9 protein-coding genes are annotated in these 9,043 nt (G+C 39.0%); 5 read left to right on the top strand and 4 right to left on the bottom strand.

The annotated features are described in order from the left end of the window. Positions 1-79: 79 nt before the first annotated feature. Positions 80-703, bottom strand: coding sequence for a LysE family translocator (locus HUN22_RS12980; protein ID WP_174730052.1), 624 nt, complete (start codon positions 701-703; stop codon positions 80-82). A gap of 178 nt (positions 704-881) precedes the next feature. Here HUN22_RS12980 and HUN22_RS12985 point away from each other — a divergent pair, with 178 nt between their 5' ends. From HUN22_RS12985 to HUN22_RS13005, 5 genes are all read left to right on the top strand, one after another. After that, positions 882-1,451 (top strand): TetR/AcrR family transcriptional regulator, encoded by a 570-nt coding sequence (locus HUN22_RS12985; RefSeq protein ID WP_061874909.1) that lies wholly within the window; start codon positions 882-884, stop codon positions 1,449-1,451. After that, entirely contained in the window at positions 1,448-3,091 is a 1,644-nt protein-coding gene (locus tag HUN22_RS12990) for an MFS transporter (protein WP_174730055.1), read from the top strand. The genes HUN22_RS12985 and HUN22_RS12990 overlap by 4 nt, the downstream gene beginning before the upstream one ends. 39 nt (positions 3,092-3,130) lie before the next feature. After that, positions 3,131-4,246, top strand: a complete 1,116-nt coding sequence (locus HUN22_RS12995) for an HlyD family secretion protein (protein ID WP_174730058.1) — start codon at positions 3,131-3,133, stop codon at positions 4,244-4,246. Positions 4,247-4,311: 65 nt separating this feature from the next. Beyond that, entirely contained in the window at positions 4,312-5,193 is an 882-nt protein-coding gene (locus HUN22_RS13000; RefSeq protein ID WP_174730061.1) for a 1-aminocyclopropane-1-carboxylate deaminase/D-cysteine desulfhydrase, read from the top strand. A 116-nt stretch (positions 5,194-5,309) separates the two neighbouring features. Further along, positions 5,310-6,509: an NAD(P)/FAD-dependent oxidoreductase gene (locus HUN22_RS13005; protein WP_174730064.1), complete on the top strand. Its 1,200-nt coding sequence runs from the start codon at positions 5,310-5,312 to the stop codon at positions 6,507-6,509. A 12-nt stretch (positions 6,510-6,521) separates the two neighbouring features. Here HUN22_RS13005 and HUN22_RS13010 read toward each other — a convergent pair whose 3' ends face one another. The 3 genes from HUN22_RS13010 to HUN22_RS13020 all read right to left on the bottom strand — a co-directional run bounded on the left by HUN22_RS13010 (position 6,522) and on the right by HUN22_RS13020 (position 8,955). After that, positions 6,522-6,692: a hypothetical protein gene (locus tag HUN22_RS13010; protein ID WP_174730067.1), complete on the bottom strand. Its 171-nt coding sequence runs from the start codon at positions 6,690-6,692 to the stop codon at positions 6,522-6,524. A 126-nt stretch (positions 6,693-6,818) separates the two neighbouring features. Further along, positions 6,819-8,501 (bottom strand): mechanosensitive ion channel, encoded by a 1,683-nt coding sequence (locus HUN22_RS13015; RefSeq protein WP_174730070.1) that lies wholly within the window; start codon positions 8,499-8,501, stop codon positions 6,819-6,821. Positions 8,502-8,727: 226 nt separating this feature from the next. Beyond that, positions 8,728-8,955 carry a hypothetical protein gene (locus tag HUN22_RS13020; RefSeq protein ID WP_016144456.1) on the bottom strand — a complete coding sequence of 76 codons (228 nt, stop codon included), beginning with the start codon at positions 8,953-8,955 and terminating at the stop codon, positions 8,728-8,730. Between the last annotated feature and the right edge of the window lie 88 nt (positions 8,956-9,043).

Consider the following 9,043-nt stretch of genomic DNA (forward strand, 5'->3'; position numbering starts at 1 on the left):
GTATATATTCTACACAAAAAGAAAGCCAGACTTTCATTGCCTGGCTTTTTATCTTTTAGATATTTTAATTAAACTTTATTTACTTGAAAAAGATCAGCTTTAAACCTAATAGCGTAACAATACTTCCAGTAACTCGATCCACACCTGTTTTTGCCTTTAAATACATTTTTCGGGGCTTCTCTGAAGATAGCAGCATCGCAACACATGAGTACCAGCCAGCATCAATCATAAAACAGATAACTGGTAGAGCAATATAATAATAATTCGGGATTTCTTTTGGCAGTAAAGCTGTAAATACACTCGCTAATACAACTGCGATTTTTGGATTACTTAACTGGGTAATTAAGCCATATCGATATGCTTGTTTATAAGTCATTTTCGATTTGCCATCGTTTTCCATTGCAATTGGTTCTTTAGCGTGTTTAATAATTTTAAAAGCCAGCCAAAGCAAATAAAGCCCACCACCAATTTTTAAAATTAAATAAGCAGAAGGTACCGCCAATAAAACTGCTTGTAACCCCATAACAGCTAATAGGCCAAACAGAGCTGCGCCTGTCCCTGTTCCCAATGCTGTAAACAACCCATGTTTACGTGATTTAGAAATCGAATTTTGCGCTACATAAATAAAGCTTGGCCCCGGGCTTATTGCTCCAAGCATCAATGCCATCGCAATTGAAAAAAGAGGAATAAGGGACTCAAACATTGTATTGACCTAGCATCACGCAATTGCGCGGTATTCTAACAGCTTTTTATGACACATATAAAAATGCAGAAGATATAAATGATGAAAATTGAATTTTCATGTTTTTACAATTTATATCTTCACAACGGACAAAAATGTCCGTTAAATATATAACCTTTAAAACTCCTCAATCAATGACATGAGTAAACGTCAAAAAATCGCTGCCCATAATCGGGATGAATTACTCAATGCAGCCGAAGAATGTTTTCGTATCCATGGCATTAATGTCCCCTTACAAGTTGTAATTGACCACGCTGGTGTTGGTAGAGCAACTTTTTACCGCAACTTTTGTGATCGCAAAGCTTTAATTAGCGCCCTTTTAGAGCGTGCGATTACACAGCTAGAGCAAAAAGCAGCTCATTTTCAACAATTCGAGGATGGTTTATTTCGTTTAATTGAAGGACATATTGCACAACTTCCCAAGCTTGCAATTTTGCAAGATTTTTGGAGAGTGATTGATCGACAAGATCCAATTATGTTAAAAATTTATGAACGGCGAAATAATGCACTTAACCCACTGATTGAAAATGCGATAAAACAAAAATTGTGCCGAGCCGATCTAACTGCGGACGACTATGCAATGGTCACTGCAATGTTAGGTTCTTCATTTCAAGGACATGAGCCAGAAGAACAGACTCGCTTAGCAAAACGAGCAATTGAATTACTATTTCATGGTATTCAAATACAAAAAATTCGAGGGATAGAATGAGTAAAACGCCTCGTTATTTAGAAACACCACCCGACTGGACACCTGAAGAGCAACCGACTTTACCTGGTTCACCAGCAGCTATTGCGCATTCTGTACCTAAGCGGTTTATTTACTTTTTTATCGGTTTATTCATCGCTCTTTCAGCAAGCTTAAGTAATGGTTTTATTACGGCAAATTTACCCTTAATCCAAGGTGAATATGGCCTGACGCCTTCAGAAGCTGCTTGGCTGCCTGCGGCCTATGTTATGGCAAATGTCAGCTCAAACCTGATTTTGTTTAAAGCCCGGCAACAATATGGTCTGAGAGTGTTTTCAGAAATAGGGCTCGTTATTTTTATTGCCGTGCTTGTTTTGCATATTTTTGTACACACCTATGAAATGGCACTATTCGCACGGGTTGTCGCGGGTTTAGCTGGCGCGCCACTGAGCTCATTAGGCATGTATTACACCATGCAAGCTTTTAAAAAAGCAGACATGGCAAAAGGAATATATATCGCATTCGGTTTTCAGCAACTCGGCGTACCATTAGCTTGGATTATTTCTCCATTTCTTGTAAATACAGACAGTTGGTCTGTTCTATATACGTTTGAGCTCGGCTTAGCACTTTGTTGTTTAGCCATGGTTGTTTCATTGAAATTACCACGTAGCTTACGGATTTATGTTTTTGAGAAGCAAGATTTTTTCACCTTTGCTTTACTCGCTCCCGGCTTTGCCTGTTTATGTATTGTGCTCACACAAGGTCCAATTTTATGGTGGTTTAATAGCGAGTGGCTTGCTTATGTATTAATTGCAGGTTTTAGCTTAGTTGTTCTTGGTTTGCTTTATGAACATTATCGCGCCAATCCATTAATTATGACGCGCTGGTTAGGGGCCGCTTCTACCCTACGTTTCATTTTTGGTGCCTTTGCCATTCGACTTTTAATGTCAGAACAAAGTTATGCAGCGGTTAACTTCTTAAAAACTATGGGAATGGGTCCTGACCAATTTGTTCCCCTCTATGTGGTCATATTAGTGGGGATTTTAAGCGGAACACTTTTTAGTGCGCTTACTTTTTCACGTGAAAGAATTATCTTCCACTTACTTTTTGCTGAGTTTTTAATTTTAGTCGCGTGTGGACTAGATTATCACTTAACCAGTGATGTCCGACCTGTGAATTTCTTTGCAAGTCAGTTTTTAGTCGGCTTTGCTGGTGGTCTATTTATTGGGCCCTTGCTCCTGATTGGCTTTGCGCAAACACTTGCTAAAGGTCCATCTTATGTGGTGACCTTCATCGTATTATTTTCTGCAACCCAAACTTTCGGTGGTCTTGTCGGGTCTTCGTTCTTCTCGACCTATCAACAACATCGGACGCAAAACTATCAAGCCGAAATTATTAAAGATTTAGAACAAGCAGACCCTCTGGTCGCTCAAAGACTCTCTACCTATCAACGCAGCGCATCAGTTACTACGACTGACCCAGCATTACAAACAGCTCAATCCATGCGCTCACTTAATCAAGTAGTCACACGTGAAGCGCAAGTGCGTGCCTACAATGATGTTATTGCATTAAACGGTATTTTTGCTGTCGCACTACTTTTGTGGGGTGGATTTAATATTGCACGGAGTAAATATCTACAACGCAGAGGAATTAGCCGTCCTTAATAGCTTCTTTATTGATGAAATAGAAATTGAGATTGATATATGTCAGATGATCAAAACAAACCGGAACCAACACCTGCTCAGGCACCTACCAACGAGCCAACACCTGCACCTGCAAGTAAACTGATTCCGACAAAACGCTCAACTTTATTATGGATGCTGGTTGTGCTCATTGTCGGTATTTTAGTGATTTTATGGGCATGGAGAATCGGACCTTTCGCAACGAGTGTTCAGCAAACTGACAATAGCTATGTCAAAGGTAAAACCACGATTTTATCGTCACAAATTAATGGTTACGTTAAAGATGTATTAGTTAAGGACTTTGACTACGTTAAAAAGGGTCAAGTATTAATGCATATTGATGCAACGACTTACGACCAAAAAGTAGCGCAAGCCGCTTCAGGGGTTGAACAAGCTAAAAATACTTTAGCCAACCAAACGCAGTCTATTGCTCAAAAACAAGCTGATATTGTGGCTGCACAAGCTAAAGTAGAACAAGTTAAAGCTCAATATGAACTCTCTTTAGCCCAGCTTAGACGCTATCAACAGTTAGGAAATAGTGGCGCTGCCTCTAAATCTGAACAAGATAAAGCCGCGGCAGATGCTGAAAATAATCTTGCAGCACTGAAGCAGGCAGAAGCTAATGTTTTAGTTGCCAAAGAAGCACTTAAAACGGCGCAGGTCGCAGAAGCTGGCTTAGAAGCACAAGTTTCTAGCGCTAAAGCACAATTAGATCAGGCGCAAACTACTAAAGACTACAGTGTTATTGTTGCTCCAATGGATGGTCAACTTGGTGAGGTGAACCCTCGTGTTGGGCAATATGTAGCAGCAGGTTCACAATTACTCTATCTGATTCCACAGCAAACTTGGGTAATCGCTAACTTCAAAGAGACCCAAATTGCTAATATGCGAATTGGTCAAAAAGCATGGTTCACAGTCGACGCCATGAAACATAAAAAATTTACAGGACATGTTGAGCAGATCTCACCAGCTGCAGGTTCGGAGTTCAGTGTATTGAAACCTGACAATGCAACTGGAAACTTTACCAAAGTGGTTCAACGAATTGCGGTACGTATTACCATTGATCCAAATCAGGAAGGAATCGAACACTTACGCCCTGGCATGTCAGTGATTACTTCTGTCGATACAGGTTCGTAAACTGCTTTTTAAAAGCCTCATTAAAAAGCTACAATGTGATCAATCATTATTTTTCTCAATTTCTAATGTTTGATCACATTGCCCAGCCCATCCCCTACCAGCACATTGAACTCCCCTCTTTAGTTCATCTCGACATTAAACGATTAGATTTAGTTCATCCTCAAATTTCGGGCAATAAGTTTTTCAAATTAAAATACAATTTTCTTGCCGCAAAACAGCAAAATTTATCAAGCATTTTGACTTTTGGTGGAGCCTATTCCAACCATATTGCCGCGACTGCCTATGCAGCTCATCTTTTTGGCTTAAAAAGTATAGGAATTATTCGTGGGGAAGAGTTAGCTGACAGAGCTCTTAATCCAACCTTAGCAAAAGCTCAAAGTTTAGGAATGCATCTACATTTTGTCTCACGCAATGAATATCGCTTACGAGATGATGCAAACTATCTTCAACAGTTACATCAGCAGTTTCCTGAAACTTTCATTATTCCCGAAGGTGGGACTAATGAACTCGCAGTTCAAGGCTGTCAGGAAATTCTCAGTCAAAGTGATTTAGAACAATACGATGTGATTTGCTGTGCAGTAGGAACTGGCGGAACGATTTCGGGTCTTATTGAAAGAAGTTCAGCCGATCAAAAAGTCTTAGGATTTTCGGCTTTAAAAGGTGATTTTTTACCACAAGAAATTCGGCAGTGGACCAAAAAACAGAACTGGTCTGTGACAGATGCATACGCCTGTGGCGGATATGCAAAAATTTCAACCGAGCTATTGGCATTTATAGAAAATTTTGAAGCGCAATATGCCGTGCCTCTTGAACCCATTTATACGGGAAAAATGATGTTCGGTTTATTCGACCTTATAAAGAATAATTACTTTCCTAAAGGAACTCGTATTTTGGCAATTCATTCTGGTGGTTTGCAGGCAGATATAAGAAATAAATCACATCAATAACTTATCATTTTTAGGTCGCATTGTTCACTACCATGATAAATGTCTTTAGCATGACTAAGGCTCGGCATGATAGTATATGCCCCTTTTAAATTTTCACGATTAATCGAGAATCTCTTATGTCTAACAGTCATGTCGATGTCATTGTCTTAGGTGCTGGTGCTTCTGGACTCATGTTGGCTGCACATGCTGCTAAACGAGGTCGCTCGGTTTTAATTTTAGAAAAAGCCAATAAAATTGGTAAAAAGATTTTAATGTCAGGCGGTGGTAAGTGTAACTTTACCAACCTGTATGTAGAGCCTGACAACTATATTTCTCATAACCCACACTTCGTTATTTCTGCCCTGTCACGCTACAGCAACTGGGACTTTATCGGTTTGGTCTGTGATTATAAAATTGCCTATGAAGAACGAAAACACGGGCAGTTATTTACTCTAAATGGCGCTAAAGAAATTTTAGAAATGCTGGTGAGTGAATGTAATAAAACCAACAATGTTGATATTCAAACTCAATGCGAAGCTGTCCAGATTGATCCATTAAAACAAGGCGGTTTTTCTGTACATACAAACCAAGGTCGTTTTAGCTGTGAGTCATTAGTCGTTGCTACAGGCGGCTTATCCATTCCAACTCTTGGGGGATCTGGATTTGGCTATGAACTAGCACAAAAATTTGGCCATCAAGTTTTTCCAACTCGTGCAGGTTTAGTTCCATTCACTTTTTCAGATCACATTAAAAAAGTCACTACACGCCTAAGTGGTAATGCTTTAGATGTGACTCTAAGTAACTCGAAAAATAGCTTTACTGAAGCATTATTATTTACCCATCGTGGTTTAAGTGGGCCAAGTTCTTTGCAGCTTTCAAACTATTGGAATTCAGGAGAAAGTTTTAAAATTGACTTCTTCCCTAGCCAAGATTTAGCAACCTATTTAAAAGATAAAAAGAAAGCACAGCCGAAAGTCTTATTACGTACCCTTCTTAATGAGTTTACCTCCAAAAGTATTGTACAAGAGTTACAACAACTCATATGGCCAGAACAGAGCGAAATAGCGATTGGCAATATCAGTGATGTACAGCTAGATCATATTGCCGAGCAACTACATGGTTTTACTGTCAAACCATCAGGCACAGAAGGCTATCGTACTGCCGAAGTTACTTTAGGTGGAGTTGATACAACAGAAGTTTCTTCCAAAACAATGGAAAGTAAAAAGCAGAAAGGACTGTTTTTTATTGGGGAAGTACTTGATGTAACTGGTCACTTAGGAGGTTATAACTTCCAATGGGCTTGGTCTTCCGCTTATGCAGCAGCACAATACGTTTAAATGATGAATAAGCTAATTTGACGCTTTCGAATCATTTGATGATTTTTCAGCATTACGCGTATGAGTTGTTGCCTGTTTTGATGAATTAGATTTGCTAAACACAAATTTATAAGCACTTGCTAAAAAACCTACCGTAATTCCCGCAATGACAATCGGTGCTAAAAAACGACCTGGTTTCTTCATCGTATTTTCCTCACTTATTTGTTTTTATAACGGCCAAAAAGGACGACCACTCAATATAGAGTGGTCGAACTTATCACAAAAATCAAAGATTTTTTGTACGGTTTATCTGAAAATTAGTTTTATTTACTAAATTTCGTCATTTTCTCCAGTAGATCCAAACGGTTTATTTACTGGTGGTTCTGCTGGATTTACTTGTGCAGAATCAGCTGGTTTTGCATCAGATGACACTGTTGAAGGTGAAGTTGTAGTCGTTGGTGCAACGGTAGATGTTGACGGACTAGTAGTTGCAGATGGACTAGTCGTAGTCGAAGGTGGTTGATACAGAGGATTTGGTTCATTCGCTTCTTTTTTAGCTTTATCTAACAAATCACTCAACAGTCTTTCTGCTGGTTGGCGACCACCTAAACCAAATGCAAGAGCGAAAGCAACTGCAACAGCGCCTAGAGTCAAACCAAATGCAAGATTAACGATTGAATCTGCAATACCCATCGCTCTTAAACCAAGCGCCAATACAAGACCAATAATTAACACACGAACTAAACTACCCAACCAACGCGAGCTATTGTATTCGCCACGTTGAACCACGTTCGCCACAACATTGGCAAGCCAGAAACCAATCACCAAGATTACAGCGCCCAATAGAATGTTTGCACCGAAATGGATAAACATTGCGATCAGACCACTAATCTGTTCGAAACCAAGACGATCCGCAGCTTCAGAAACTGCAAACAACATCGTAAAGAATACAATTAGCCAGCCAACTGCATTAGAAACTTTAGTTTCACCTAAAAAGCGTTGTACATCTAACTTTGCAGGAATTTCATCAACGCCTGTACCTGCAATTAATTCAGCGACTAAGCGGCCAACAAAACGAGAAACAATATAAGCAACCAGTAGAATTAAACCAGCAGCAATAATATTTGGAATCGCCTGCAAAATTTCATTGAGCATTGCTGTCGCTGGCTGAGAAATTGTCTCAATGCCTAAAGCTTCAAACGCTACAATCAATGTAGTAATAATGATGATTGCAAAAACAAATGAACCTAAGAATTTGCCTACGTTAGAACTTTTGAAAAGACCAATTTTTTCAGCTTGTGCCTGAACACCCAAACTATTTACTAGGCCCTCAACAATACCGCGTACAATTTTTGCCAAGATATATCCAACAAAAACAATAACGCCAGCAATAAAGATATTTGGTAAGAACGCTACGGCATCATTTACCATATTTTGGACTGGAATCAGTAAGCCTGTTAATCCTAATATTGAAAGAACAATCGGAAGGAAAAGTAACAATACAAGCCAGTAAAGAATTTCACCAATATTCTGGCTAATTCCACCTACACCTACTTCACTGCTTAACTTATCATCGAGTTGAGTTCGGGATAAAACATTGGTCACCCCTGCTCGTACCAATCGAGCAACAATCCAACCAATAAAACCCACCACTACAGCAGCAATAATATTTGGAATATAGACGAGGACCTGATTCACCATATTGCTGAACGGACCACTTACTCCACTAATATTAAGTACATTGAGAGCTGCGACAACAGCTAAGATTAAAATAAACCAGAATGCGAGTTTTGAAACAAGGCTTTCAATATTTGGAGTACGCCCAGTTGCCGAAGATAATTTTGCATTAGTGTTTACTTTTTGCAGAAGCTTTTTGACCCCTGCTGCAACCAGTAAAGCAATTATCCAGCCAACCAGTAAGATGACGATTGCAGCTAAAATAGGATGGAACTGATCCCAGTAATACATCGCATCAAACTGAGCGCCGCGAGGCCCATTAAAAAATTCATTCATATTGTTATGTCCTCAATTGTTATGTTCTTTTCAGTGCCATCAATTATGAAAAACACCATTCGTTGTTAAAAATGACGATAAATGCGGTCTATCTCACCTTATGTTTTGAATATTTTCTAATCAACACAGTTCTGCATAAATACAACAAATTGATGCAAAAGGTTGCAAAAAAAGCCTTCAGGTCACACCCCAAAGGCTTTTTATCAAGATATACTGTTTAGCTTATTTACCCTTTATAGATATTTAAATCTGAAGTGCTCTTAATGACATGTGGTATCGCTTCATGTTGAAAAGCAGCTTCTTCTTTAGGCGTTTTGCTGTGATCAGTAACCATGTAGACGATAAGCGCAATAAGAAAAAGCCCAACAATAATTAAAATGTAAACTGGCAATCTTCTTTTTTTCGCAGTTTCTTCAGGACTCGTCACATGAGGTGGTTTTGAAAAATCATGCATCTTCTTTCCCCTCTTCTTTTTTCATTAACTTTATAATCATCATAGCAATTTGGTTTGTTGCATTGTGTGAAAAAGCATTATGCTAAGG

Origin of the sequence: Acinetobacter lactucae (assembly GCF_013344765.1) — a bacterium.
In the GTDB taxonomy this organism is placed as follows: domain Bacteria; phylum Pseudomonadota; class Gammaproteobacteria; order Pseudomonadales; family Moraxellaceae; genus Acinetobacter; species Acinetobacter lactucae_A.